Genomic DNA, 25480 nt, shown 5'->3' on the forward strand with positions numbered 1-25480 from the left:
ATATAGTGGAGTGCGAATAAACCATGGCCTTACTGCAAATCGCCGAGCCGGGACAGAGTGGTCAGCCGCACAAGCGTCGCTTGGCTGTAGGCATTGACCTGGGCACAACGAACAGCCTTGTGGCCACAGTTCGAAACGGAACACCAGAAGTTCTAAAAGATGCGGCAGGCGAATGGCTGATACCATCTGTGGTGCATTACGGCGATCAGGAGGTGCGGGTTGGCAAAAGTGCGCGGGCTTTTGCTGTGTGTGATGCCGCCAATACCGTTGTGTCGGTCAAGCGGATGATGGGGCGTAGCCGTGAAGAACTGAAAGGTCTTGATGGCGCCTTTCCTTATCAAGTCACCGATCAGAACCCCCCAGCCATTTTGACTCGCCAAGGGCCGAAAACAGCGGTCGAGGTATCGGCAGACATCTTGCGTTATTTGAAAAGTTTCGCCGAAGCTCGGCTTGGCGGCGAGATTGAAGGTGCTGTCATCACGGTGCCTGCTTATTTCGATGATGCCCAACGACAAGCGACCAAGGACGCTGCTCGTTTAGCGGGGCTGCCAGTTTTACGGCTGTTGAATGAGCCAACTGCGGCCGCAGTCGCGTATGGTCTTGACAGTGGGGAAGAAGGCATCCATGTGGTTTTTGACATGGGCGGGGGCACCTTCGATGTCTCCATACTGCGCTTTACCAGAGGCGTTTTCGAAGTCATCGCGACCGGTGGTGATACTCAGCTCGGCGGAGATGACATGGACGAGGCATTGGCACAATGGTTGATGCAGGAGAAATCCTTGCAATTAACAAGTCAAGATCCGCTAGAGCGATACCTGATGGAAACAGCAAGAGCAATCAAGGAGCGTTTGACCAACGAAGAGACCGTGACGACCGAATTGAAGCTTGGAGAACGGAATTTTGGCGAGGTGACAATCACACGTGACCAATTCAATCGGTTGATTGAACCGATTGTGCAACGAGCGATTCGTGTGTGTAAGCGAGTCATTCGGGATGCCCAAGTGGCACGGGAGGAGATTCGAGATATTGTCATGGTGGGTGGAAGCACACGGGTCCCGCATGTGCGTGAGGCTGTGGAAGCCTTCTTTGGCCGAAAGCCGCTGACTGAACTTGACCCAGATCAGGTAGTAGCGCTTGGCGCGGCGAGACAGGCAGAAACCTTGATAGGGAATAGCCGTGACAATGATGTACTACTGCTCGATGTGTGCCCGTTGTCGCTTGGCATTGAGACCATGGGAGGGCTGGTTGAAAAAATTATCCCACGCAACACACCGATCCCTGTTGCACGCGCCCAAGAATTTACTACCTATAAGGACGGCCAAACCGCCATGCTCATCCATGTGGTTCAAGGGGAGCGTGAGTTGGTGCAGGATTGTCGAAGCCTTGCCCGGTTTACACTGAAAGGCATCCCACCGATGGCGGCAGGGGTGGCGCGCATACGGGTCACCTACAATGTAGACGCCGATGGATTGTTGAACGTGACGGCGGAAGAGACGACGACGGGAGCGAAAGCACAGGTCGAAGTCAAGCCGAGTTATGGATTGGCTCCCGAACAAGTGGCGAAAATGATAGAAGAATCTATTGCAAATGCCGAACAGGATCGTGACCGCCGCGTGTTGCAGGAAACAAAAGTTGAGTCTCAACGGCTGTTGGAAGCGTTGGAGGCAGCCATTGCGCAAGATGGTGAGCTCTTGTCCGATGAGGAGCGAAATATTTTGGAACAGGCCATGCAAGACCTTCGCAGGCAGTTGGAGACAGAGGACAGGCAAGCCATTGAGCAGGCGGCCAAGCGATTGGAAACACAATCTGAGACCTTCGCAGCACGGCGGATGAACAAGAGTATTCAGGCTGCGTTGGTTGGACACCAGGTGAATGAGGTCAAATAATGCCGAAAATTGTTTTTCTGCCACATGAAGAACTTTGCCCAGAAGGGGCTGTTGTCGAAGCGAACCCAGGGGAAACGATCATTGAGGCAGCTTTGCGTCATGGTATTGAAATAGAGCATGCGTGCGAGATGTCCTGTGCTTGTACGACGTGCCATGTGATTGTTCGCGAAGGTTATGATTCCCTGGATGCGCCTGACGAGCTAGAAGAAGATATGCTGGATAAGGCTTGGGGTTTGGAGCCGGAGTCCCGTCTCAGTTGTCAGGCGCATGTGGACGGTGAGGATTTGGTCGTAGAGATCCCCAAATACACGATTAATCAAGTCTCTGAAAGCCGTTGATAGAGGACTAGCACTATGGGTTTGAAGTGGACTGATGTGTACGAAATTGCGATTGCTTTGGATGAGCGGCATCCAGATGTCGACCCGTTGACGGTTCGCTTTACTGATTTGCATCGATGGGTCACAGAGTTGCCTGACTTTGATGACGACCCAAAGCGTAGTGGAGAGAAGATACTTGAGGCCATTCAACAGGCGTGGTTGGAAGAAAAATAGAAAAAATTTTCGGTCAACGGTTGTCATTTGAGAAAAAAACAGTATTATATGCGCCACTTGTTTCGGGTCGTTAGCTCAGCCGGTAGAGCAGCTGACTTTTAATCAGTTGGTCGCAGGTTCGATTCCTGCACGACCCACCAAAAATCCTCCCAAACTTTGTCGTATTGACACCCCGTGACAACGGGGTGTTTTTTTGTGCAGACGAGTTCATTCAGAATGCCGCTTGTCAAATGTGATGGAATGCGGCATAGTACGCCACGACGCGATGGTGGCTCTGTGGGTCCCCTCGCACTGCTAGATCGTGAACCCCGCCAGGCCCGGAAGGGAGCAACGGTAGCGATTGATGCAGGTGCCGGGGTGCGGCTTGCAGGGCCGCCGCCATTTTCTAATAAAATCCTTCACCGTCGTGGTACACTGGCGTAAACATCGAGCCGATTCGATAGACTATGAGTTATCTCGCCTTGGCGCGTAAATGGCGCCCTCAAAATTTTGCCGAACTGGTCGGCCAAGAACACATCAAACGCGCTTTAACCACGGCACTTGATAGTGGTCGTGTTCATCACGCCTTTCTATTTACCGGCACACGCGGGGTCGGTAAAACTACCATTGCGCGCATTATTGCTAAATGTCTTAATTGCGAACAGGGTGTCACGGCGACACCGTGCGGCACCTGTCCCAATTGCCAGGCGATTACCGACGGGCGATTTGTGGATCTGCTGGAAGTCGATGCGGCCTCTCGTACGCGAGTAGATGATACAAGAGAGTTGTTGGATAACGTCCAGTATCGGCCGACACAAGGTCGTTATAAGGTATATCTCATTGATGAGGTACACATGCTCTCGACCCACAGCTTTAATGCGTTGCTCAAAACGCTTGAAGAGCCCCCTGAGCATGTGGTGTTTCTTTTGGCGACAACGGATCCACAAAAGCTGCCCGTGACTGTGCTGTCTCGTTGCTTGCAATTTCATTTGCGTCACTTGGCGCCAGAGGAGATTGCCCAGCATCTGGCCGATATTTTGCGAAAAGAATCGGTACATTTTGAGGACGGCGCGCTACATGATCTTGCCGAAGCTGCACAAGGAAGTATGCGGGATGCCCTGAGTTTGTTAGATCAGGCCATTGCGCACGGGGCGGGGAAGATAACAACCGAAGGTGTGCGCCAGATGCTCGGATGTGTGGAGCGGGCACCAGTTCATGACTTACTCGAGGCGCTATGGGCGGGAGATGGCGATAGGGCATTTGAGTGCGTTGAACAATTTGAGGCGTTTTCATCAGACTTCCTGCCAGTGGTGGACGCCATCATTCATATACTGCATGAATTAGCCATTATTCAGGTCGTGCCCAGTCGGCAAACTGATGTTGACGAGCAAGTCGCTAGACTGGCCGAAACAGTCAATCCGAAGTGGGTGCAACTCATGTACGACATCGCTTTGCGAGCAAGGAGAGATTTACCCCTCGCACCGACCAGTCGAATTGGTTTTGAGATGTTGGTGTTGCGGATGTTGGCCTTTAGTCCAGAGCCAAAGAGCGAGCCTAGCCGCCCAACTGTGCGTAAAATCCAATCGGCTCACATAAGCGCCAAGTCAAATCGGATAAATGGTGACAAGGTCAAAGGAAATGCGCATGTGACCGATGAAGAAGTAGACCCGGCATCACAAGTGCCTGTCAGTGATGTCGTCGAGACAGTCCCAGAACCACAAACGGGGGGTGCGAAAGTGAACCCTGAGGACATCACGCCGGAAACATGGCCAGATGTCGCGCGCGCGATGCCATTGTCAGGTCCGGCACAGCAGATCATTCTGCATTGCGTGTGGGGGGGCGTGCATGGCAAAAACGTGCGGTTGTATTGCCGGGGGCTGGCCAAATCAATGTTTACAGACCGACGGTTGGCGCGCATTCAGGAGGCCATAGCAGAAGTATTCGGCAAAACATGGCATCTTGACCTGATCCATGAACAGACAGAGATTCCTGAAGGCGAAACTGCCGCACAACGAAGACAGAAGGAGCTGGCGCAGCGTCAAGCGGAAGCGGAAGTGCATGTGGCGACCAACCCTCTGATTCAGGGGTTGGTCAAACAATTTGATGGAAAGGTGCGACCGGGATCGGTTCGTCCGACCGACGAGACGAGCGAACCCAGAAATGAAATAGATTGAGGAGTATCACGATGTTTAAAGGTGGATTGGGTGGCTTAATGAAGCAAGCCCAAGAAATGCAAGAAAAAATGCAAAAAATTCAGGAAGAAGTGGCCAATATGGAGGTCGAAGGGCAGGCCGGTGCCGGGTTGGTCAAAGTGGTCATGACCGGGCGCCACGATGTCAAGCGCGTCCACATTGATGAGTCACTGCTTTCCGAAGACAAAGAGATCTTGGAGGATCTGATCGCGGCGGCAGTCAATGATGCCGTCCGACGCGCTGAGCAATCGGCTAAGGAAAAAATGGCGGAACTGACGGGCGGGATTAATCTGCCTCCAGGATTTAAATTGCCGTTCTAATGTGGTGAAAGCAAACCGTGTCTGAAACTACTTTACTTGAGAGATTGTTGAATGCGTTTCGTTGCCTGCCTGGTGTGGGCAGGAAAACTGCTTCGCGTATGGTGTTTCACTTACTTGAGCGTGACCGCGAGGGGGCAAAATATCTCGCTCAGACGTTATTGCAGGCAATTGATACCATCACGCATTGTCAACTGTGCAGAAACTTCACCGAAGAACAAATTTGCCGACTTTGTGCGCATCCAGGCCGCGACGACAATCTTCTGTGCGTCGTAGAGACACCTTCCGATGTCGAAATGCTTGAACGAAGTGGGCTTTTTCAAGGACGGTATTTTGTCCTTGGCGGGCGTTTGTCGCCGTTGGATGGCATTGGTCCTGAGGAACTTGGCTTATCTGAGTTGGCGGCACGTGTTGACACTTTGAAGCCCAGGGAAGTGATTCTGGCGCTTTCCGCAACAGTCGAAGGCGAAGCTACCTGCCACTATATCGCCACAATGCTCAAATCAGCAGGCGTGCGACTGAGTCGAATCGCGCAAGGCGTGCCAGTTGGCGGTCAACTCGATTACGTCGATGGGCATACTCTGGCACGCGCGCTGGCCAGTCGTACCGAATACGAGGGCTGAACTGTTCATTGCCGAATGGCGACATGTAGTCCGTCCCGAATCGGCCACAGCACATTTTCCCATTGCGAGGATTTGTTTAGCGCTTGATTAAACGCCCGTATGCCCTGTGTGTCATCATCTGTAGCCTCGGCCTGTACCACACGCCCAGACCACAAACAATTATCGGCAACCAGAATGGCACCACTTTGAACGCGTGGCGTGAGTAGCGACAAATATTCAGGATATCGACTTTTGTCAGCGTCCAGAAATACGAAATCCCAATGCTCGTTAGCTTTTTTAACGAACGGCACCGCGTCATCAATATGAAAATATATTCGCCTATAAGCGTCGTGCCTCTCGGCAAATGAACGGGCGATGCGCACGACGTTCTCATCACGATCAACCGTATGCAGCTCGGCATCCGATGGCATGGAACCGGCCATCCACAAAGCGGAATATCCCGTATAGGTCCCAATCTCAAGGATGCGTTTGGGCCGGTGCATGCGAATCAGCCAGGCCAGGGTGCGGCCTACGAGTGGACCGCTGAGCATCTGCGGGTGTGGTACAGAGGCGTTAGTCACCTCCCTTAATTCTGCCAGTAGCGGCGGTTCCGCCATCCCCATCGATTCGCAGTATGCAGTAATAGACTCGGATATGAGAGGAATCACGCCTTGAAATCCTGTTGGTTACCCCCATCTTGATGGTTAGCATAACAGAATATTCATATGACAGAAGGGGTGAAAGATGTCAGCGGCAAACCATGTCGAGAAGCATAGTTTTCAGACAGAAGTTAAGCAGCTTTTGCATTTGATGGTTCATTCCCTGTATTCACACCGGGAGATTTTTCTTCGTGAGCTGATTTCCAATGCTGCCGATGCCTGTGACCGGTTGCGTTTGAAATCAATTGAAAGGCATGAACTTGCAGCAGAACCGCTGGTCATCAGAATTCATGCGGATAAGGACAAAGGAACTTTGACCGTTTCGGATAACGGGATTGGGATGACCAAAGAAGAAGCCATCCGCAATTTGGGCACCATTGCCCGGTCGGGCACGGGAGAGTTTCTCAAGCAATTAACCGGCGACAAACAAAAGGATGCCCAGTTGATCGGACAGTTTGGCGTTGGGTTTTATAGTGCGTTTATTGTCGCCGATAAAGTGGTTGTCGAGTCGCGCGGACTTGACGCGGACCAAGGGGTGCGATGGTCATCCAAAGGCGACGGCGAATTTGAAGTTGAAGTCATTGATAAGCCAGAGCGCGGCACGGATGTTATCCTCTATTTGAAAGAGGACGCCAAGGAATTTTTGGAAGATTATAGGCTTCGGCAGATCATCCACAAATACTCAGAGCACATTGCTTTCGAGATTCAGATGCCGAAGGCGACAGAAGAAAAAACTGACAAAATAGAATGGGAGAAGGTCAACAAAGCACAGGCATTGTGGACACGTCCGAAAAACGATATTTCGGATGACGAGTACATTGAATTTTATAAACACATTTCTCACGATTTTGAACCGCCTTTAACGTGGTCTCATAACAAGGTCGAGGGCAAGCTGGAATACACCTCCTTGCTTTATATCCCGTCAAGGGCGCCATTTGACTTGTGGAATCGTGAACGGGTACGAGGTTTGAAACTGTATGTCCAACGTGTCTTTATCATGGACGATGCGGAGCAGTTCCTCCCCGTTTATCTCCGTTTTGTTCGCGGCGTGATTGACTCAAATGATTTGCCGCTCAACGTATCTCGTGAAATTTTGCAAGACAGCGCGGTGACGAGAAGCCTAAAAAGTGCGGTCACCAAGCGGGTATTAGATATGCTTGAAAAACTTGCCAAAGACGATCCAGAGAAGTATCAAAAATTCTGGGATCAGTTTGGCCAAGTGATGAAAGAAGGGCCTGCCGAGGATTATGCGAACCGGGAGCAAATTGCGCGCCTTCTGCGGTTTGCCTCGACCCATGGTTCGGATGCGACACAGAATGTTTCGTTGGCGGACTACGTCGCACGGATGAAAGATGGGCAAAAGGCCATTTACTATCTGACCGCCGAGAGCTTCGCGGCAGCCAAGAACAGCCCTCATCTTGAGATTTTCCGTAAGAAAGGGATTGAAGTGTTGTTGCTGACGGATCGAATTGACGAATGGCTGGTCAGCTATTTAGATGAATTCGATGGCAAGCCATTGAAAAATGTGGCGAAAGGGGAGCTGGACTTAGGTGAACTCGACGACGATGCCGCGCGCAAGGAAGTAGAGGCTGCTTTCGAGAAAGCCAAGCCGTTTCTTGAGCGGGTCAAGAAAGTCCTCGGCGATCGTGTTGCCGATGTTCGTCTCACGCATCGCCTGACGGATAGCCCTGCGTGCGTCGTCCTGAATGAACACGATCTTGGTCCACAAATGGCGCAAATTTTAAAAGCCGCGGGCCAAGAAGTGCCTCAAGGTAAACCAATCCTTGAGCTCAACCCTAAACATCCTTTGATTGAAAAAATGCAGTCGGATATGGAAGAGCAACTTTTCTCTGACTGGGCACTTTTGATTTTTGAGCAGGCACAATTGTCCGAACGAGGCACTCTTGAAGATCCGGCGGCGTTTGCGCAGCGATTGAATCGCCTATTGCTCAGCCAGCAATAACCTAAGGTGATACTAGAAAAGGCGGCTTATGCCGCCTTTTCTGTTTTTCACTTTGAGTCCGATCATTTGATTGGCTCAAAATGGGCTGTGAAGTGTCTCAGCATGGGGGGCTCCCAGGTGATGCGCATGCCTCTGAGCTTATCCTTGTTTCGATAGACTTCCTCTAGCACTTCAATGCAATAGTCGATATGGCTTTGCGTGTAGACGCGACGTGGGATGGCCATGCGAACAAGATCCATGGCCGCTGGTTTTTCCGAGCCATCTGGCTGCCGTCCAAACATCACAGTGCCAATTTCACAGGCGCGAATACCGCCGACACGATACATTTCGACAGCTAAGGCTTGTCCCGGATATTGTAACGGGTCGATATGTGGCAACATGGCGCGAGCATCAATGTAGACGGCGTGGCCGCCGACCGGTTTCACAATGGGGATGCCTATTTTGTCAAGCGCTTTGCCAAGATAGGTAGTGGAGGCGATGCGATATTGTAGGTAGTCTTCGTCAACGACTTCTTGAAGACCGACGGCCATGGCTTCGAGGTCTCGTCCAGAGAGCCCACCGTATGTTGGGAAGCCTTCCGTGAGAATTAAAACGTTGCGGGCTTCCATAGCCCACTGATCGTCGTTCAGCGCAAGCCAGCCACCCATATTCACCAAGGCATCTTTTTTCGCGCTCATGGTCATGCCATCGGCAAGCGAAAACATCTCTTGGGCGATTTCCTTGGGCGTCTTGTCGGAATATCCGGGCTCACGAAGTTTGATGAAATACGCATTTTCGGCAAACCGGCAGGCGTCCAGAAAAAGAGGCTTTCCGTATTTCTCACAAATTTCTTTGACAGCACGGATGTTCGCCATGGACACTGGTTGACCGCCGCCCGAGTTGTTTGTGACTGTTAGCATGACCAACGGCACCTGATCCCCTTGCTCGCGGAGCAGTGCCTCTAAACGGTCAGTATCCATATCGCCTTTGAATGGCGCCTCAAGTTGGGGATTGAGCCCTTCCTCTTTGACCAGGTCAAGTGCCACAGCACCTGTGGCTTCAATATTCGCACGAGTGGTGTCGAAGTGCGTATTATTCGGAATGATCTTCCCCGGGCCACCGATGATACTGAAAAGAATCTTTTCTGCGGCACGTCCTTGGTGAGTTGGGATAATGTGTTTGAAGGGGGCGAGTTCGCGCAGTGCCGTTTCGAAACGATAGTAGGAAGGTGAACCTGCGTAGCTCTCATCACCCATTTGAATACCTGCCCACTGGCGAGTGCTCATTGCTGAGGTGCCAGAGTCGGTGAGCAAGTCAATCAACACATCTTCGGCTTTAAGGGAAAATAGATTGTATCGAGCCGCTTCTAGCAATTGTTCCCGTTCATCCTGAGTGGTCATTTTCAGCGGTTCGACAGACTTGATTCGAAACGGTTCTATGATGGTTTTTATCATCGTGTCGACATGATTGTTGGTAATGCGACGATTATGCCGAATCCTTTTGACGGGTGAAAGTAGAAACCCAACAGCACGCCAGAGGTAAGGCCAGTCTATTGCAGATATTTGCCTTGTGATAACTGGCGAAGGTCGGTATCTTATTGCCCATAATTTTCGCGTTGATATTGTGAAGAGATAAAAGAGGGTGACGATGAGAGTGATTTTGCTAGGCGCTCCGGGCGCAGGTAAGGGGACTCAGGCGCAATTCATCAAGGAGCGCTTTGGCATTCCGCAGATTTCAACCGGCGATATGTTGAGGGCGGCTGTGAAAGCGGGTACGCCATTGGGCATTCAGGCCAAGGCGATTATGGAAAGTGGCGGCCTTGTGCCTGATGACATCATCATTGGCTTGGTCAAAGAGCGTGTCAAAGCCGACGATTGTAAGAATGGTTATTTACTGGATGGTTTCCCTCGGACCATTCCGCAGGCAGAAGCGATGAAAACCCATGGCATTGGCGTCGATTATGTCATTGAGATCGACGTCGATGATGACGAAATCGTCAAACGTTTGTCTGGTCGGCGTGTGCATCCGGCGTCCGGTCGGGTGTATCATGTTGAATACAATCCTCCACAAAATGACATGACGGATGATGTGACGGGAGAGCCTTTAGTGCAGCGAGATGATGACAAGGAAGAAACTGTGCGCAAGCGCCTTGCTGTCTATCATCAACAGACCCGCCCGTTGACGGACTATTATTTGAATTGGGCAAAATCTGGGGATGCCAACGCGCCAAAGTATATCAAGGTATCAGGTAAAGGAAGTGTTGAAGAAATTCGAGATGCGATTTTTTCGGCACTGAACGCATCGTAATGTTGCTGTTGAAATAAAAAGGCGACCAAGCGGTCGCCTTTTTTTACATGTTCGGATATACCGGCCCACCGCCACCTTCGGGGGCTGTCCACTCGATATTCTGCGACGGGTCCTTGATGTCACAAGTTTTACAGTGAACACAATTTTGGAAATTGATCTGAAATTTACGACTTCCCGCATCGTCCTCAACCACTTCATAAACAGCGGCTGGGCAATAGCGTTGTGCAGGTTCATCGTATTCGGGTAGGTTCACCTTAATGGGGATGTCCGGATCCTTCAATTTTAGGTGACAGGGTTGATCTTCTTCGTGATTGGTGTTCGACAAATAGACGGATGACAGTCTATCAAACGTCAACTTGTTATCGGGTTTGGGATAATCAATGGGCTTCGCTTGCGAGGCTTTTTTCAGCATCGCGTGGTCGGGCGTGCGTGCATGCAACGTGAAGGGCAGCCTGCCACGGAATACGATTTGGTCAAGTCCTGTGAACAAGATGCCGCCCAAAGTGCCGAACTTATGAAACGCCGGGTAGACGTTTCGCGCTCGATAGAGCTCCTCATATGCCCAAGACTCGCGAAAGGCTGCCTCGTACTGTGTCAGTTCAATCGGTGCATCCTCCGGCTTATCCGATAATAACACGTCAGCCATGGCGTCGGCGGCCACCATGCCCGATTTCATGGCCGTGTGCGTCCCTTTTATTTTAGGGAGATTCAAGGTGCCCGCTTCACAACCGACCAACATGCCGCCTGGAAAGGTGAGTTTGGGTAACGATTGCCAGCCACCTTCGTTCAAGGCTCTGGCGCCATAGGCAATTCTTCTTCCACCTTCCAAATAGCGGCGAATGGCTGGGTGCGTTTTGAAACGTTGGAATTCTTCGAATGGCGATAAATACGGATTTTGGTAGCTCAAGCCCACCACGAACCCAACGGCGACTTGTCGGTTGTCTAGGTGATACATGAATGATCCGCCGTAAGTGTGGTTATCCAATGGCCATCCAGCGGTATGGAGCACAAGACCCTCTTCGTGGACCTCTTCAGGCACTTCCCATAATTCCTTGATCCCGATGCCGTAGTGCTGAGGGTCTCGTCCTTCGTTAAGCGCGAACTTTTGAATTAACTGCTTACCGAGATGACCGCGACACCCTTCAGCGAACACAGTGTAGCGAGCGCGCAGTTCAAAGCCTGGCTGATAGTTGGCTTTAGGTTGGCCGTTTTTGTCGACGCCCATGTCTCCTGTGGCCACGCCGACGACACGATCACCCTCGTAGAGAATTTCGTTGGCGGCAAAGCCCGGGAAAATATTGACGCCCATGGCTTCGGCCTGCTCCGCTAGCCAACGACAAATGTTGGCGAGAGAAACGATGTAATTGCCATGGTTTTTCTGCGCTGGGATGAGCAAGGCATTTGGCCATTGTATGGATTTTTCCTTTCCTAGTAGGAGGAATTTCTCCTTGCGTACCGGTACGTTGATGGGGGCTCCGAGCGAGGACCAATCCGGCAGAAGCTCGTCGAGTGCGCGGGTCTCGAGGACAGCACCCGAGAGAATATGAGCGCCGACTTCGGCGCCTTTTTCGATGACACAAATATTCAACTCGCGCCCAGCGGCTTGCGCACGTTGCGCCAAACGAATGGCTGTGGCTAATCCTGCAGGACCAGCGCCGACGATAACGACATCGAAATCCATGGATTCTCGTGACACAGGCGACTCCTTGACATGGTTTTTCGGTTGAGTATTTGAAGGCAGATTGTATCATTTGTGGCGAATTTTTCTTGGATTTGTTGATCTCTTGCACAACTGCGGGCATGATCTGGCGCAATTTGCTATGCCAACATGTTTCTAGTTGAACTAAATAGTGAGGCAGATAACGCATGAAGATACTGGTCGCGATCAAGCGTGTCGTGGACGCGAACGTCAAGGTACGGGTGAAGGCAGATGGCAGTGGTGTCGATACCGCCAATGTCAAAATGTCGATGAACCCGTTTTGTGAAATTGCTGTCGAAGAGGCAGTGCGACTGAAGGAAAAGGGTGTCGCAAACGAAGTGGTCGTGGTTTCCATTGGCCCTCAGGCAGCACAAGAGACATTACGGACGGCCCTTGCTTTGGGGGCGGATCGGGCCGTTCTCGTCCATACAGAAGAAACGCTTGACAGTTATCACGTGGCACAAGTGCTTGCAAAAATCGTTGAATCGGAAAAGCCGGATCTGGTGCTGCTGGGTAAGCAAGCCATTGATAGTGATAATAACCAGACAGGCCAGATGTTGGCGGCTTTGATGGACTGGCCGCAAGGGACTTTTGCGTCCAAGGTAGAAATCAACGATGGCAAATTGCTGGTGACGCGTGAAATCGATGGTGGTCTGGAGACCCTAGAAATGTCGCTTCCGGCCGTCGTCACGACCGATTTGCGACTCAATGAGCCTCGCTTTGCGTCGTTACCGAACATTATGAAGGCAAAGCGTAAGCCACTGGATGTTATCGAGGCGGAATCATTGGGGGTTGATCTGACACCACATGTTGAGGTGTTGAAGGTAGAGCCCCCAGCCGAACGAAAAGCGGGAATCAAGGTGGCCTCAGTGGCAGAATTGGTGGATAAACTTAAAAACGAAGCGAAGGTGCTCTAATGAAAGCCTTGGTGATAGCAGAACATGATGCCCAGCATATTCAACCAGCAACTTACAGTGTCATCACAGCTGCCAAACAGTTGGCACATTCGGTCGATGTCCTGTTTGCTACCGACAGTGAGCAAAAGCCGTTGGCTCAAGAACTGGCCAAGGCACAAGGGATAAGTCGAGTTTTGGTGGCTGAACATGATGACTTTGCCCATCCGTTGGCTGAGCATCTAGCCGCACAAATTTTGTCTGTCGCTGGCGATTACGACTTTATCATGGCACCGGCGACCACCTTTGGTAAGAACGTCATGCCCCGCGTTGCTGCGAAATTGGGGGTGGCACAAATTTCGGACATCGTGGCAATTGAGTCTGCGGACACATTTAAGCGACCCATTTATGCTGGGAATGCCATCGCTACGGTGCGTTCAAAAGATGGGAAAAAGGTCATCACCGTACGAACCACCGCATTTGATGCGACTCCGGCAGAAGGCGGCACGGCAGAAGTCGTGGAGATCGAGGCTGTGCCAGCGCCCTCAAACGTGCGCTTCGTCTCACAAGAATTGACCCAGTCCGAGCGACCTGAACTGACAGCTGCTCGCATAGTGATTTCTGGTGGGCGTGGCATGGGAAGCGCCGAGAATTTTAAGATGCTCGAAGAAATTGCAGACATTCTCGGGGCAGCGGTTGGGGCGTCACGCGCTGCGGTCGATGCAGGTTTTGTGCCGAACGACTATCAAGTTGGCCAAACCGGCAAAATTGTGGCACCAGATCTATACATTGCGGTTGGTATTTCTGGCGCGATTCAGCACTTGGCCGGCATGAAGGACTCAAAAGTTATCGTTGCCATCAATAAAGACGAGGAAGCGCCAATCTTCCAAGTGGCGGATTATGGATTGGTGATGGATCTATTCAAAGCATTGCCAGAGCTGAAAGAGGCGCTTTTGGCGGCCAAGGGCAACTGAGATCAGGCGGGGTTCACCCGCCTGATCCACTTTTATTTGGCTTGGCTTCGTGCGTGTCCGGGAGTTGAATTCTTCGGGCGTCTATGCTCGAATGAAGCAAAGCTGTGGGGAGGGACGATCATCATAGGGTGAAGCGTCCGCCAAAAAATAAACAACGATAACTAGAGACATAAACATGGCTGCACGCGATCATTTTGATTCTCGTCTAGGCTTTATTCTCGCATCGGCAGGATCTGCTGTCGGACTCGGTAATATCTGGAAGTTTCCCTTTGAGGTCGGCGCCGGTGGTGGCGCTGCGTTCGTGATGGTCTATTTGGCGTGTTGTTTCCTGCTCGGCTTCCCAGTGATGACGGCTGAAATTGCCATCGGCCGGCATACACAGAAAAATCCAATTGGTGCGTTTCGGGCGTTGGGGCATCCGCGGTGGGCTTCAGTGGGTTTTTTGGGTGTCCTTGCCGGATTTCTTATTTTAAGTTTCTACAATGTCGTTGCCGCTTGGGCATTTGGTTATTTTCTCGAGATGGCTATCGGCGATTTTGCCATTGGTGATCATTTTGGTGAATTCACGGCGGATTGGGTGACTGTCGGTCTTTACGGTCTCATTTTTATGGGGGCTACGGCGTATGTAGTGGCAAAAGGTGTCTCACATGGCATCGAACGCGCTGCGAAGATTCTTATGCCCGCACTGTTGGTGATTGTGTTGATTTTGGTGGTCTATGCGTTGACATTGCCTCATGCAATGGAGGGTGTGAAATTTTATCTACAGCCTGATTTCTCAAAGGTCGATGCCCGCACCATTTTCAAAGCACTTGGCCAGGCGTTCTTCAGTTTGTCGCTTGGCATGGGGGCGCTTATCACCTATGGATCATATGTTTCGAAGAAAACCAATATCGTATCTGCAGCGGCCACCATTACCATCGCGGATGTCACTGTGGCATTCCTTGCTGGCTTGATGATGTTCCCGTTTGTGGCCTATTTGACGGGCGGAGACATGAACAAGATGGCTGAAGTGGGCGGAGGGCCTGGCTTTATCTTTCAGACCTTGCCCACTATTTTTCAGCAAATCGGGCCGATTCTAGGGCGTATCATTGGTGCCGTTTTTTTCTTGTTACTTTCTTTTGCCGCATTCACGTCGACAATTTCATTGCTTGAGGTGCCGACAGCTTATTTGGTGGATGAAAAGAAAATCGCAAGACCTGTGGCGACTTGGGCAGTCGCCATACTGATTTACCTCATCGGCATTCCCTCAATGCTCAGTTATGGCGCTGTGGAGACATTGAGTCAATTTATTCAATTGCCCGGCCAGACCGGTAAATTGCCGTTTTTAGACTTCATTGCCCTTGTCGCCAATGACACTTTTCTGCCACTTGGGGGATTCTTGATTTCAGTGTTTACTGCTTATGTGTGGAGAAAACAACGTTTTAATGCGGAATTGGTGGGCAGCGATGCAGGGTTAAAAGACTCGTGGTTATTGAAATATGTTGACTTTGCTATCAGTTACGTCTGCCCTGTAGTGCTTGGTGTGATCGTTTTAGTCACCATTTCGACAAGCTTTTTTGGTTTCGATTTGGCCAAACTGTTGTTTGGAGGCCAATGATGATGGCTGGCGCTAGGCATGAACGCCGGGCTCCCAAACTTTGGGAGGCTTTTCTGCCAGTTGTTTGCTTAGTCGTCATGCTGTTTTTTTCAGTTCGCTTTTTTGGCGCCGATTCGTCCTATGGTGCCAACCAGATCGCCTTACTCATCGCTGCCGGAATAGCAAGTCTGCTTGGGCTGCGCCTCGGCTTTGACTGGAAGAGTATTGAAGCCGGGATTGTCAAAGGCATTAGCATGGCCTTGGCGGCGATACTGATTTTGCTTGCGGTGGGTGCGCTGATTGGCAGCTGGATTGCCGCGGGCATTGTCCCCACAATGATTTATTACGGTCTGGATCTGTTATCACCAAAGGTTTTCTATTTGGCAACGTGTCTGATTTGCGCCATTGTTTCCCTCGCGATTGGAAGTTCTTGGACCGTAGCGGGAACGGTTGGTGTGAGTTTAATGGGCGTTGCGGTCGGCATGGGGCTATCGCCTGAGATTACTGCAGGCGCTATCATTTCTGGGGCCTACTTTGGTGACAAGATGTCACCATTGTCAGACACCACAAACCTCGCACCGGCGGTGGCTGGTACCGACCTTTTTTCGCATATCCGGCATATGACGTGGACGACGGCGCCTTCTCTCATAATTGCCTTAGCGGCGTTTACAGTGTTGAGCCTGGGGGTCGATCACGGCGCCGCCGTAGAAAACATTAACCTGATTCAGGGGAGAATTGCCGATTTATTTGCACCGAGTTTATGGTTATTACTGCCGGTATTGCTTGTGCTTATTTTGGCGGCAGTCAAATTCCCAGCATTCCCGACAATCATGATTGGTGCGTTGGTCGGTGCGTTGTTTGCGCTTTTTTTCCAACCACCACGGCTCATGCAATTGGCTGGCACAGAAGGTGTGGCGGGAGCAGTGAAGGGCGCATGGATGGCGTTGTTTTCCGGCTATGAAAGTCATACAGGACTTGAAGCCCTGGACAAACTGTTGACGCGTGGTGGCATGAGCAGCATGTTGAACACCGTTTGGCTAATACTGACAGCATTGACTTTCGGTGCGGTCATGGAGACGGTTGGGATGTTGGGACGCATCGTTGATGCCATTCTTGGCGTGGTGCACAGTACGGCATCATTGATCATTGCGACCATTGCCACTTGTATCGGGATGAACGTGATTGCTGCCGATCAGTACATGGCCATCGTGATTCCGGGCCGTATGTACCGGCTTGAATTTGCACGGCGGAAGTTGGCCGAAAAGAATCTTTCACGTACGCTTGAGGATAGCGGCACGCTCACTTCAGTGCTTATCCCATGGAATACCTGCGGGGCTTATATGGCCGGGACGCTTGGCATTGCGACGCTAAGTTATGCGCCGTATGCGATTTTTAACTGGGTCAACCCGATTGTGGCTATTGTGTATGCGCTTTTGAATTTCAAAATTGTTCCTATCGAGGACTCAGAGCCCCGAGACGAAGCCACAGCGCACGAGGTTGCTTGACAGTTGGCCTTGGGTTGGTATGCTTGCGCTCAATTTCTTGGTTTTAGCACAGTAATGGGAGATATCGCGGATGCCTGTCGTGAGACTGCCCGACGGCAGTGAACGTCGGTACGAGAAGCCAATCACTGTTGCCGATGTCGCTGCTGATATTGGGCCGGGCCTAGCTCGGGCTGCGTTGGCCGGACGGGTCAATGGTCGGCTTGTGGATACCAGTTATTTGATCGAAAACGATGTCGATTTGAGCATTATCACGGATCGCGATCCCGAAGGACTTGAAATTATTCGGCATTCAACAGCGCATCTGCTGGCGCAAGCCGTTCAGGACTTGTTCCCGGGCGCGCAAGTGACGATTGGGCCTGTCATTGAAAATGGGTTTTATTATGACTTTGCTTATGAGCGACCGTTCACCGAGGAGGACCTGCGCCGCATTGAACAACGAATGGAAGAGCTCGCCAAAGCTGATTTGCCTGTGCAGCGCGAAGAATGGGATCGTAACGAGGCGATAGCGTTTTTTGAAAAGTTGGGAGAAAAATACAAGGCTGAGATCATAAGAGAAATTCCAGAAGGCGAAATCATTTCGCTTTATCGTCAGGGAAATTTCATCGATCTTTGTCGAGGCCCGCATGTTCCATCCACCGGCAAGCTCAAAGCCTTCAAACTGACAAAGGTGGCTGGTGCCTACTGGCGTGGCGATTCACGTAATGAAATGTTGCAAAGGATATACGGAACCGCGTGGCCAGATAAGAAATCCTTAAAAGCCTACTTGCGCCGACTTGAAGAAGCTGAAAAGCGTGATCACCGGCGGATTGGTAAAGCACTCGATTTGTTTCACACTCAGGAAGAAGCCCCTGGGATGGTCTTTTGGCACAATGATGGTTGGACCATTTACACTGTTATTCAGGACTACATCCGGCAAGTGCTACGGGACCACGGGTATCAAGAGGTTCGCACGCCGGAGGTGGTCGACCGGTCTTTGTGGGAACGATCTGGGCATTGGGACAAATTTAAAGAGCAGATGTTCACAACGGAAAGTGAAAACCGTCAGTACGCCATTAAACCAATGAATTGCCCATGCCATGTTCAGATATTCAAACAAGGTTTGACTTCGTATCGCGATTTGCCAATTCGAATGGCTGAGTTCGGTTCTTGCCATCGCAATGAACCGTCCGGGGCACTTCATGGTTTGATGCGTGTGCGAAATTTTGTTCAAGATGATGCTCACATTTTCTGTACAGAGGATCAAATACAGCAGGAAGTGTCCAGCTTCATCGATTTGCTTTTTAAGGTATACCGTGATTTTGGCTTTGATGAAGTGATAATCAAGTTATCAACACGGCCGGAGCAACGGGTTGGATCGGACGAAGTGTGGGACAAAGCAGAGGCTGCGCTTGCCAGAGCCCTTGATGATAAGGGGCTGAAGTGGGAGGAGCTGCCAGGAGAAGGGGCCTTCTATGGCCCGAAAATTGAGTTTACCTTGCTCGACTGTATTGGACGGGCGTGGCAGTGCGGTACAATTCAAGTCGATTTCTCCATGCCGGGGCGGCTTGGTGCCGAGTATGTAGGAGAAGATGGTCAGAAGCATACTCCGGTCATGTTGCATCGAGCGATTCTAGGTTCGCTTGAGCGCTTTATCGGAATTCTTATCGAAAACTATGCCGGTAAGATGCCGACGTGGTTGGCGCCATGGCAAGCTGTTGTCTTGAACATTACAGATAAACAGGCCGAATATGTCGAGCGGGTAACAAAAAAGTTGCATGACAGTGGTTTTAGAGTGAAATCTGACTTGAGAAACGAGAAGATCGGCTTTAAAATCCGTGAGCACACATTGCGGCGTGTTCCTTACCTGCTCGTCGCAGGTGACAAAGAAGTGCAGGCACAGACGATTTCCGTTCGCACTCGGGATGGAAAAGACATGGGGGCCATGTCTTTAGAGGCGTTTGTTGAACTGCTCAAGGCCGACATCGCCGCAAAAGGTAGAGAGCAACAGGAGGACTAAACCATCAAAGCCGGATTTAGAAACGCTCGCAATATGCGCGAGCACCGTTTGAATGAGGAAATTAACGTGCCAGAAGTGCGCTTGATTGGCGCCGATGGCGAGCAGATTGGCATCGTCGATATTCAGACTGCGTTGGACAGGGCCGAGGAAGAGGGCCTCGACTTAGTTGAGATTAGTCCTCAGGCGCAACCGCCAGTCTGCCGCCTGATGGACTATGGCAAGTTTCTGTTTGAACGCAATAAGCAAAAAGCGGCGGCGAAAAAGAAACAGAAACAAATACAAGTCAAGGAGATTAAATTTCGACCCAATACGGATATCGGCGATTACAACGTCAAATTAAGGAATATCAAACGGTTCCTTGAAGATGGGGATAAGGTGAAGGTGACGGTTCGTTTCCGCGGAAGGGAAATGGCCCACCAAGAACTCGGTAAGCAATTGCTTGAGCGTGTTCAAGCAGATTGCGAAGAACTCGGGACTGTCGAGGCTTTTCCAAAGATGGAAGGCCGCCAGATGATTATGGTCATCAGTCCCAAAAAGAAGTAGCTCATGTTGATATGAGCGTCGCTGTCAACGGCAGCAAAGTAAGGCGCCGGGGGTTGGTGAAGTGCCGAAAGGCCACCTTCGGATTGTGCAACTGAGCCAGGCAATGAAACGGTCGCATCAAGCGACGGCCTGCCAGAAAAATGAGGTGAAACATGCCAAAACTTAAGACTGATAGAGGCGCGGCTAAGCGCTTTCGCAAAACCGGATCAGGCGGTTATAAGCGCAAGCATTCATTCCGTCGTCATATATTGACCAAAAAAACCACCAAACGTAAGCGCCATTTGCGTGGCAATCCCATGGTGGCAGCAGCTGACGTGCCAGCCGTACGTCGTATGTTGGTCGATTAATTGAGACGGAGGATTGAATCATGCCAAGAGTAAAACGTGGAGTCACTGCGCGTCGGCGGCACAAGAAGATTTTAAAGGCAGCGAAAGGTTATCGCGGTGCTCGTAGCCGGGTGTTCCGAGTTGCCAAGCAGGCGGTTATTAAGGCGGGTCAATACGCCTATCGTGATCGTCGTCAGCGCAAACGCCAATTTCGCCGTCTTTGGATCGCGCGTATCAACGCGGCAGCCCGTATGCACGGATTGTCATACAGCCGCTTTATCAATGGTCTGAAGAAAGCCTCTGTTGAGGTTGACCGTAAAATTCTTGCTGACATTGCGGTATTCGATCAGACAACCTTTGCAGCGTTGGTCGAGCAGGCGAAAGCGGGTTTGTCCAAGTAAACACAGTGCACTTGGACGATTTGCAAAGACCGGGAAGGGAAGAGTCTCGACCAGACTCTTCCCTTTTTATTTGTTAACCAAATGACAATTGGGGTTTCGGGCATGGCGCAATTGGAAGACATTGCTCAAGCAGGTATCGAAAAAATAAATCGCGCCCAATCGATTGATGAGCTAGAAGGCATTCGTGTTCAGTATTTGGGGAAAAAGGGGATATTGACGGAGCAGCTAAAATCGCTGGGGCGTTTGCCAGCTGAAGAACGGCCGAAGGTCGGAGCTCAAATCAATGCGCTCAAGCAGAAACTTCAAAAAGCGATTGCCAATCGACATCATGCCCTTAAAGAAGCAGCCTTGGCGGCACAGTTGGAGTCTGAGCGCATTGACGTCACCGAACCGGCCAGAGGCGCAGAAATTGGGGCTTTGCATCCGGTCAATCGTACCATCGCGCGGATTACGGAATTTTTTGTGAGTATGGGGTTTTCTGTGGCAGAAGGCCCAGAGATTGAGGATGATTACCATAATTTTGAAGCCCTGAATATCCCACCGCATCATCCAGCACGAGCGATGCACGATACATTTTATTTTGCAGACGGCACTTTGCTGAGAACACAGACGTCGGATGTGCAGATTCGCGTGATGGAGTCGCAAAAACCGCCGCTGCGAATTATTTCGCCAGGACGAGTGTATCGGTGTGATTCTGATATGACGCACAGCCCAATGTTCCACCAAGTTGAGGGGCTTTGGGTCGATAAAGGGGTTAACTTCGGTCATCTCAAACGAGTGCTTCATGACTTCTTAAATCATTTTTTTGAGTCGGATTTTGAAGTTCGTTTTCGGCCAAGTTATTTTCCTTTCACCGAGCCATCCGCTGAAGTGGACATTCGGCTGCGCGGGCAACACGATTGGCTAGAAGTTTTGGGTTGTGGCATGGTTCATCCCAAAGTGCTAGAAAATGTGGGTATTGATAGTGAGACGTACACGGGGTTCGCTTTTGGCATGGGCGTCGAGCGGTTGACGATGTTGCGCTATGGCGTTCGGGACTTGCGGCGCTTTTTTGAGAATGACATGCGTTTTCTGCGCGCCTTCTACTAAGACGATCGAGACGAATCTAAAGCAGGACAAAGCACAATGAAAGTACCATATTCATGGTTGCAAGCGTGGACGGGGATCGAGAAAAACAGTCAAGAAATCGCAGACCAACTCACGATGGCTGGTCTAGAGGTAGATGCCATTGAGCCCGTCGCCCCACCATTCCAGAATGTTGTGGTCGCTCAGGTGGTTGATTGCCGTCCACATCCAGACGCCGATAAGTTAAAACTCTGCCAAGTGAGTGATGGTGCCGAAACATGGCCAATCGTTTGTGGTGCACCTAATGTGACCGCAGGACTTAAAGTACCTTTAGCCAAGATTGGTGCAACATTACCTGGCGGCCTGAAGATTAAGAAAGCCAAACTCCGGGGACAATTATCCATGGGAATGTTGTGCTCAGCCAAGGAGTTGGGCCTTAGCGAAGACGGAGCCGGCCTGATGGAGCTACCACCTGACGCACCTGTGGGGGAAGATCTTCGGCGCTATCTTTTGCTCGATGACGAGGTCATCGATATCGACTTGACACCGAACCGTGGTGATTGCTTGGGCATCCGGGGAATCGCGCGCGAAGTGGCCGCGCTGAATTCGATTGTTTTTCGGGATCTCGAAGTGCCGCCCGTGACACCAGTCATTGATGACCGACGTACGGTTGAAATCAAAGCGACCGAGGGGTGTGGACGTTATCTAGGTCGTATTGTTCGGGGTATTGATTCGAGCGCAACCACGCCCATCTGGATGGTGGAACGCCTACGACGAGCGGGTATTCGAGCCATCCACCCGGTGGTCGATGTAACCAATTATGTATTGATTGAGCTAGGTCATCCGATGCACGGCTTTGATTTAGCGGAAATCGAAGGTGGCATTCAAGTACGGTGGGCAGCGTCTGGCGAAAAACTCGTCTTGCTCGACGGTCGCGAAATTGAGTTAGCAGAAGATTGTTTGCTGATTGCGGATGAGCGAAAACCACTCGCTTTGGCCGGAATTATGGGGGGAGAGCATTCTGGTGTCAGTGACCAGACCAGCGATGTATTCCTCGAAAGCGCATGGTTTCATCCATTGGCCATCACCGGTCGGGCGCGCCGCTTCGGTCTTCACACGGACGCGTCGCATCGCTATGAGCGAGGCGTCGACCCAGAGTTGCAACGCACAGCGATGGAACGGGCGACACAGTTGCTTGTTGAAATTGCTGGTGGACAGCCTGGGCCGATTGTTGAAGCCGTGGTTGAAAGCTGTTTGCCAAAAAGAGAACCAATTCTATTGCGACATGGGCAGATTGGGCGGAGCCTTGGCATCGCGCCTGATCAAGCGCAGGTCGAGAACATACTCGAAAGATTGGGCATGAATATCAATCGTGTTGATCAGTCGAGTTGGCGTGTCACGCCGCCGAGCTATCGCTTTGACATCGCCATTGAAGCTGACTTAGTTGAAGAAATCGCTCGTCTTTACGGATACAACAATATTCCGGAACAGCCGCCTTTGGCGGCGCTGCACATTGTGGCAGAGCCGGAAGCAAATGTGTCGAGAGAAACATTCAAGCAAATTTTGATTTCGAGAGGGTTAACCGAAGTCATTACGTACGCTTTCGTTGATAGAGAGCGTGAGCGCTGCATCTCGCCGAATCAAGAGCCGAAGGCGCTACTGAATCCTATTTCATCAGATCTTGCCGTGATGCGAACGTCTCTTTGGCAGGGATTATTGAACACCGTTTCTCACAATTTACGCCATCGCATCGATCGGATACGCATTTTTGAGACGGGATTGGTATTTCTTAACGAAGGGGATGATTGGCGGCAAGTGCCGAAACTTGCTTTTGCGCTCGTTGGGACACGGTTACCTGAGCCGCTTTATGCAAAAGAAAAGGTGGATTTTTTTGATGGAAAGGGGTTGGTGGAAACACTATTCTCGGCCATCGGTAAGCAGCCTAGATTTTCCGCCGATGTGCATCCGGCACTGCATCCGGGACGGACGGCGCGGATAACCGTGGATGGCCAACCTGTGGGATGGCTGGGCGAAGCGCATCCCAACATATTGCGCGAATTTGGTATCAAAACATCTGTCATCCTTGCCGAGTTGGATGAAGCTGCATTGCGCCAAAGGACAATTCCGGAGGCGCCAGAACTTGGCAAGTTTCCAAACAGCCAACGCGATCTGGCGATTGTGGTTGATGAGTCTGTGTCAGCCCAAGCAATTCTTGATTCAGTGCGAGCGTCTGGCGCGGAATACCTGCTTGATGTTCAAATCTTTGACATATATCGCGGTAAAGGCATTGATTTTGGTAGAAAAAGTGTCGCGTTGGGGTTGACGTTTGGAGTTCCATCGCGCACTCTTAATGATACCGAGGTGAACGAGCAGATATCACACGTGCTCGCGAAACTAGAAAACGACTTCAATGCAAAGCTGAGGGCGTAGCAATGGCGCTGACGAAAGCCGATATGGCAGACCGTTTGTACGAAGAGCTTGGCCTGAACAAACGTGAAGCCAAGGAGTTGGTGGAACAGTTTTTCGAAGAAATTCGTTGCGCTTTGGAGCGCGGCGAGCAAGTTAAATTATCCGGCTTCGGCAATTTTGACTTGCGGGAAAAAAACGAACGTCCTGGACGGAACCCTAAGACAGGAGAAGAAATCCCGATCAGTGCTCGCCGCGTCGTGACGTTTCGGCCGGGACAGAAGCTCAAGGCCAGGGTAGAAGCCTATGCTGGAGACAAGTAACAACAACGAATTACCGGAGATCCCCGCAAAGCGTTACTTCACCATTGGTGAAGTGAGCGCATTGTGTGATGTGAAACCGCACGTGCTCCGATACTGGGAGCAGGAATTTCCCCAATTGAAACCCGTCAAGCGCCGAGGAAATCGTCGTTACTATCAGCGAGAGGACGTTTTGGTGATCCGACAGATTCGTCATTTGTTGTACGAAGAGGGGTACACCATTGGTGGTGCTCGACAAAAAATCGAAAGTGGTGATATCAATGCGCCGGATAAAGAAACGATCAACGCACTGATCAACGACTTGGAGCAAATTGTCGAATTGTTAAAGCGCGTTGAATAGGTGGCGTTTCAAGCTTGCAAATTCGCACCAATCGGTTATCATTTCGCGCGGCTTGGCGCAACCACAATCGGGGCGTGGCGCAGTCTGGTAGCGCACATGCATGGGGTGCATGTGGTCGGAGGTTCAAATCCTCTCGCCCCGACCATGTTAAGCGGGAATAGCTCAGTTGGTAGAGCACAACCTTGCCAAGGTTGGGGTCGCGAGTTCGAGTCTCGTTTCCCGCTCCAAATCTAAAACCGGCTTCTGCTGGTTTTTTTATTTACACACCTCGCGATTCATAGTCATGGTCGCCGCGCTCAGTACAGCCCTAATCCGGCCTATTCGGTCTCTTCAGTAAAGTATTACTTACTTGTGCTGGGACGAGTCGCGTTTTTTGCATAGGCCCTTTGTATTGCAAGGGTTGTTTCTAGTCTCGGCTGCGTTTCACACGTGAAATCACACAGTTTTTTAGGCGAATTATCTATGCCGTTGGGAAGCTGAAATTATTTGCTTGTGTCTATTCCTTGCGTTGGTGCCTGAGTATGCGTAGCGTAGAAATATTTTCATGTTGCCGTTCCCAGGTCGATGTCAATGCACTGTAGCAGGGAGGAGACAACGAATGCCAGGTCTTGTGGATTTGCGTGAACTCATCCGTTTTATGTCGCCAAAATTGAACGATGGCACCTTCGTATTCTGCTGTTTGCCGTATGGCCAAATAGACGAAATGAAACTCAGCCCAGTGGCGACAATCAACGAGCCGGAAGGGACGACGGTCGTGCTCGATGTCTCAGTGGCTCAAGCGGCTGGCTTGGAATTTCACGGTACATTCAAGCAGATCACCTTGATGGTGCATTCAAGCTTAGAGGCGGTGGGTTTGACCGCGGTCGTCGCTGAACGGCTCGCGTCAGAGGGCATCAGTGCCAATGTCTTCGCCGGTTTTTATCATGACCACATATTTGTCCCTGAAGATAAAGCCCAACTTGCGATGACGGCTCTGCAAGCACTAAGAGATGAGGCCTAAG

Annotated in this window: 24 protein-coding genes, 3 tRNA genes and 1 other RNA gene; 25 read left to right on the forward strand and 3 right to left on the reverse strand. The window is 51.0% G+C overall.

All coding sequences use genetic code 11. From position 1 onward, the window contains the following. Positions 1-23: 23 nt before the first annotated feature. From hscA to recR, 8 genes are all read left to right on the forward strand, one after another. Positions 24-1886, forward strand: coding sequence for a Fe-S protein assembly chaperone HscA (gene hscA, locus D6694_12910; GenBank protein RMH37953.1), 1863 nt, complete (start codon positions 24-26; stop codon positions 1884-1886). Continuing rightward, complete coding sequence (gene fdx, locus D6694_12915) at positions 1886-2224, forward strand: ISC system 2Fe-2S type ferredoxin (GenBank protein ID RMH37954.1); 339 nt, start codon at positions 1886-1888, stop codon at positions 2222-2224. The genes hscA and fdx overlap by 1 nt, the downstream gene beginning before the upstream one ends. Before the next feature lie 21 nt (positions 2225-2245). Beyond that, positions 2246-2437 (forward strand): Fe-S assembly protein IscX, encoded by a 192-nt coding sequence (iscX, locus tag D6694_12920; GenBank protein RMH37974.1) that lies wholly within the window; start codon positions 2246-2248, stop codon positions 2435-2437. A 64-nt stretch (positions 2438-2501) separates the two neighbouring features. Then, positions 2502-2577, forward strand: a tRNA-Lys gene (locus tag D6694_12925). 135 nt (positions 2578-2712) lie between these two features. Further along, positions 2713-2809: signal recognition particle sRNA small type (gene ffs, locus D6694_12930), an RNA gene on the forward strand. 74 nt (positions 2810-2883) lie between these two features. Beyond that, on the forward strand, positions 2884-4590 hold the full coding sequence (locus tag D6694_12935; protein RMH37955.1) for a DNA polymerase III subunit gamma/tau: 1707 nt from the start codon (positions 2884-2886) through the stop codon (positions 4588-4590). Between the two features lie 11 nt (positions 4591-4601). Next, positions 4602-4928 carry a YbaB/EbfC family nucleoid-associated protein gene (locus D6694_12940; GenBank protein RMH37956.1) on the forward strand — a complete coding sequence of 109 codons (327 nt, stop codon included), beginning with the start codon at positions 4602-4604 and terminating at the stop codon, positions 4926-4928. Positions 4929-4945: 17 nt separating this feature from the next. Next, entirely contained in the window at positions 4946-5548 is a 603-nt protein-coding gene (gene recR, locus D6694_12945) for a recombination protein RecR (protein RMH37957.1), read from the forward strand. A 5-nt stretch (positions 5549-5553) separates the two neighbouring features. On the opposite strand, the gene D6694_12950 is transcribed toward recR, so the two are convergent. Next, complete coding sequence (locus tag D6694_12950) at positions 5554-6150, reverse strand: O-methyltransferase (protein RMH37958.1); 597 nt, start codon at positions 6148-6150, stop codon at positions 5554-5556. A 121-nt stretch (positions 6151-6271) separates the two neighbouring features. Between D6694_12950 and htpG the strand changes: the two genes are divergently transcribed. Further along, positions 6272-8149 carry a molecular chaperone HtpG gene (htpG, locus tag D6694_12955; protein ID RMH37959.1) on the forward strand — a complete coding sequence of 626 codons (1878 nt, stop codon included), beginning with the start codon at positions 6272-6274 and terminating at the stop codon, positions 8147-8149. Positions 8150-8211: 62 nt separating this feature from the next. Here htpG and D6694_12960 read toward each other — a convergent pair whose 3' ends face one another. After that, positions 8212-9579: a tryptophanase gene (locus D6694_12960; protein ID RMH37975.1), complete on the reverse strand. Its 1368-nt coding sequence runs from the start codon at positions 9577-9579 to the stop codon at positions 8212-8214. 196 nt (positions 9580-9775) lie between these two features. Between D6694_12960 and D6694_12965 the strand changes: the two genes are divergently transcribed. Further along, a complete protein-coding gene (locus D6694_12965) occupies positions 9776-10435 on the forward strand; it encodes an adenylate kinase (protein RMH37960.1) in 660 nt (219 codons plus the stop codon). Positions 10436-10478: 43 nt separating this feature from the next. Here the strand turns inward: D6694_12965 and D6694_12970 are convergent, their stop codons facing one another. After that, a complete protein-coding gene (locus D6694_12970; protein RMH37961.1) occupies positions 10479-12131 on the reverse strand; it encodes an electron transfer flavoprotein-ubiquinone oxidoreductase in 1653 nt (550 codons plus the stop codon). A gap of 170 nt (positions 12132-12301) precedes the next feature. Here D6694_12970 and D6694_12975 point away from each other — a divergent pair, with 170 nt between their 5' ends. The 15 genes from D6694_12975 to D6694_13045 all read left to right on the forward strand — a co-directional run bounded on the left by D6694_12975 (position 12302) and on the right by D6694_13045 (position 25479). Further along, positions 12302-13051, forward strand: a complete 750-nt coding sequence (locus tag D6694_12975) for an electron transfer flavoprotein subunit beta/FixA family protein (GenBank protein ID RMH37962.1) — start codon at positions 12302-12304, stop codon at positions 13049-13051. Next, positions 13051-14001, forward strand: a complete 951-nt coding sequence (locus tag D6694_12980) for an electron transfer flavoprotein subunit alpha/FixB family protein (protein ID RMH37963.1) — start codon at positions 13051-13053, stop codon at positions 13999-14001. The genes D6694_12975 and D6694_12980 overlap by 1 nt, the downstream gene beginning before the upstream one ends. 175 nt (positions 14002-14176) lie before the next feature. Further along, on the forward strand, positions 14177-15598 hold the full coding sequence (locus D6694_12985; GenBank protein RMH37964.1) for a sodium-dependent transporter: 1422 nt from the start codon (positions 14177-14179) through the stop codon (positions 15596-15598). Between the two features lie 2 nt (positions 15599-15600). Next, entirely contained in the window at positions 15601-17082 is a 1482-nt protein-coding gene (gene nhaC / locus D6694_12990) for a Na+/H+ antiporter NhaC (protein ID RMH37976.1), read from the forward strand. Positions 17083-17152: 70 nt separating this feature from the next. Beyond that, positions 17153-19078, forward strand: a complete 1926-nt coding sequence (gene thrS, locus D6694_12995) for a threonine--tRNA ligase (GenBank protein RMH37965.1) — start codon at positions 17153-17155, stop codon at positions 19076-19078. A gap of 33 nt (positions 19079-19111) precedes the next feature. Then, positions 19112-19621 (forward strand): translation initiation factor IF-3, encoded by a 510-nt coding sequence (locus tag D6694_13000; GenBank protein RMH37966.1) that lies wholly within the window; start codon positions 19112-19114, stop codon positions 19619-19621. 152 nt (positions 19622-19773) lie between these two features. After that, positions 19774-19968 (forward strand): 50S ribosomal protein L35, encoded by a 195-nt coding sequence (locus D6694_13005; protein RMH37967.1) that lies wholly within the window; start codon positions 19774-19776, stop codon positions 19966-19968. Positions 19969-19988: 20 nt separating this feature from the next. Beyond that, positions 19989-20348 carry a 50S ribosomal protein L20 gene (locus D6694_13010; GenBank protein RMH37968.1) on the forward strand — a complete coding sequence of 120 codons (360 nt, stop codon included), beginning with the start codon at positions 19989-19991 and terminating at the stop codon, positions 20346-20348. Between the two features lie 102 nt (positions 20349-20450). Beyond that, positions 20451-21437 carry a phenylalanine--tRNA ligase subunit alpha gene (locus tag D6694_13015; GenBank protein RMH37969.1) on the forward strand — a complete coding sequence of 329 codons (987 nt, stop codon included), beginning with the start codon at positions 20451-20453 and terminating at the stop codon, positions 21435-21437. Between the two features lie 36 nt (positions 21438-21473). Beyond that, entirely contained in the window at positions 21474-23843 is a 2370-nt protein-coding gene (locus D6694_13020) for a phenylalanine--tRNA ligase subunit beta (GenBank protein ID RMH37970.1), read from the forward strand. Between the two features lie 2 nt (positions 23844-23845). Then, a complete protein-coding gene (ihfA, locus tag D6694_13025) occupies positions 23846-24142 on the forward strand; it encodes an integration host factor subunit alpha (GenBank protein RMH37971.1) in 297 nt (98 codons plus the stop codon). Then, entirely contained in the window at positions 24126-24479 is a 354-nt protein-coding gene (locus D6694_13030; GenBank protein RMH37972.1) for a MerR family transcriptional regulator, read from the forward strand. The genes ihfA and D6694_13030 overlap by 17 nt, the downstream gene beginning before the upstream one ends. A gap of 68 nt (positions 24480-24547) precedes the next feature. Then, positions 24548-24624 (forward strand) — tRNA-Pro (locus D6694_13035). A gap of 6 nt (positions 24625-24630) precedes the next feature. Next, positions 24631-24706, forward strand: a tRNA-Gly gene (locus D6694_13040). 371 nt (positions 24707-25077) lie between these two features. Continuing rightward, entirely contained in the window at positions 25078-25479 is a 402-nt protein-coding gene (locus tag D6694_13045; protein ID RMH37973.1) for an ACT domain-containing protein, read from the forward strand. The last annotated feature ends 1 nt before the right edge of the window (position 25480 follow it).

Source organism: Gammaproteobacteria bacterium, from assembly GCA_003696665.1.
In the GTDB taxonomy this organism is placed as follows: Bacteria; Pseudomonadota; Gammaproteobacteria; order Enterobacterales.

What these genes read in the sequence shown, in the direction of transcription:
- hscA (RMH37953.1), top strand. Translation starts at nt 24, where the DNA reads ATGGCCTTACTGCAAATCGCCGAGCCGGGACAGAGTGGTCAGCCGCAC.
- fdx (RMH37954.1), top strand. Translation starts at nt 1,886, where the DNA reads ATGCCGAAAATTGTTTTTCTGCCACATGAAGAACTTTGCCCAGAAGGG.
- D6694_12935 (RMH37955.1), top strand. Translation starts at nt 2,884, where the DNA reads ATGAGTTATCTCGCCTTGGCGCGTAAATGGCGCCCTCAAAATTTTGCC.
- D6694_12940 (RMH37956.1), top strand. Translation starts at nt 4,602, where the DNA reads ATGTTTAAAGGTGGATTGGGTGGCTTAATGAAGCAAGCCCAAGAAATG.
- D6694_12950 (RMH37958.1), bottom strand. Translation starts at nt 6,150, where the DNA reads ATGGGGATGGCGGAACCGCCGCTACTGGCAGAATTAAGGGAGGTGACT.
- htpG (RMH37959.1), top strand. Translation starts at nt 6,272, where the DNA reads ATGTCAGCGGCAAACCATGTCGAGAAGCATAGTTTTCAGACAGAAGTT.
- D6694_12965 (RMH37960.1), top strand. Translation starts at nt 9,776, where the DNA reads ATGAGAGTGATTTTGCTAGGCGCTCCGGGCGCAGGTAAGGGGACTCAG.
- D6694_12975 (RMH37962.1), top strand. Translation starts at nt 12,302, where the DNA reads ATGAAGATACTGGTCGCGATCAAGCGTGTCGTGGACGCGAACGTCAAG.
- D6694_12980 (RMH37963.1), top strand. Translation starts at nt 13,051, where the DNA reads ATGAAAGCCTTGGTGATAGCAGAACATGATGCCCAGCATATTCAACCA.
- D6694_12985 (RMH37964.1), top strand. Translation starts at nt 14,177, where the DNA reads ATGGCTGCACGCGATCATTTTGATTCTCGTCTAGGCTTTATTCTCGCA.
- nhaC (RMH37976.1), top strand. Translation starts at nt 15,601, where the DNA reads ATGGCTGGCGCTAGGCATGAACGCCGGGCTCCCAAACTTTGGGAGGCT.
- thrS (RMH37965.1), top strand. Translation starts at nt 17,153, where the DNA reads ATGCCTGTCGTGAGACTGCCCGACGGCAGTGAACGTCGGTACGAGAAG.
- D6694_13000 (RMH37966.1), top strand. Translation starts at nt 19,112, where the DNA reads ATGCGCGAGCACCGTTTGAATGAGGAAATTAACGTGCCAGAAGTGCGC.
- D6694_13005 (RMH37967.1), top strand. Translation starts at nt 19,774, where the DNA reads ATGCCAAAACTTAAGACTGATAGAGGCGCGGCTAAGCGCTTTCGCAAA.
- D6694_13010 (RMH37968.1), top strand. Translation starts at nt 19,989, where the DNA reads ATGCCAAGAGTAAAACGTGGAGTCACTGCGCGTCGGCGGCACAAGAAG.
- D6694_13015 (RMH37969.1), top strand. Translation starts at nt 20,451, where the DNA reads ATGGCGCAATTGGAAGACATTGCTCAAGCAGGTATCGAAAAAATAAAT.
- D6694_13020 (RMH37970.1), top strand. Translation starts at nt 21,474, where the DNA reads ATGAAAGTACCATATTCATGGTTGCAAGCGTGGACGGGGATCGAGAAA.
- ihfA (RMH37971.1), top strand. Translation starts at nt 23,846, where the DNA reads ATGGCGCTGACGAAAGCCGATATGGCAGACCGTTTGTACGAAGAGCTT.
- D6694_13030 (RMH37972.1), top strand. Translation starts at nt 24,126, where the DNA reads ATGCTGGAGACAAGTAACAACAACGAATTACCGGAGATCCCCGCAAAG.
- D6694_13045 (RMH37973.1), top strand. Translation starts at nt 25,078, where the DNA reads ATGCCAGGTCTTGTGGATTTGCGTGAACTCATCCGTTTTATGTCGCCA.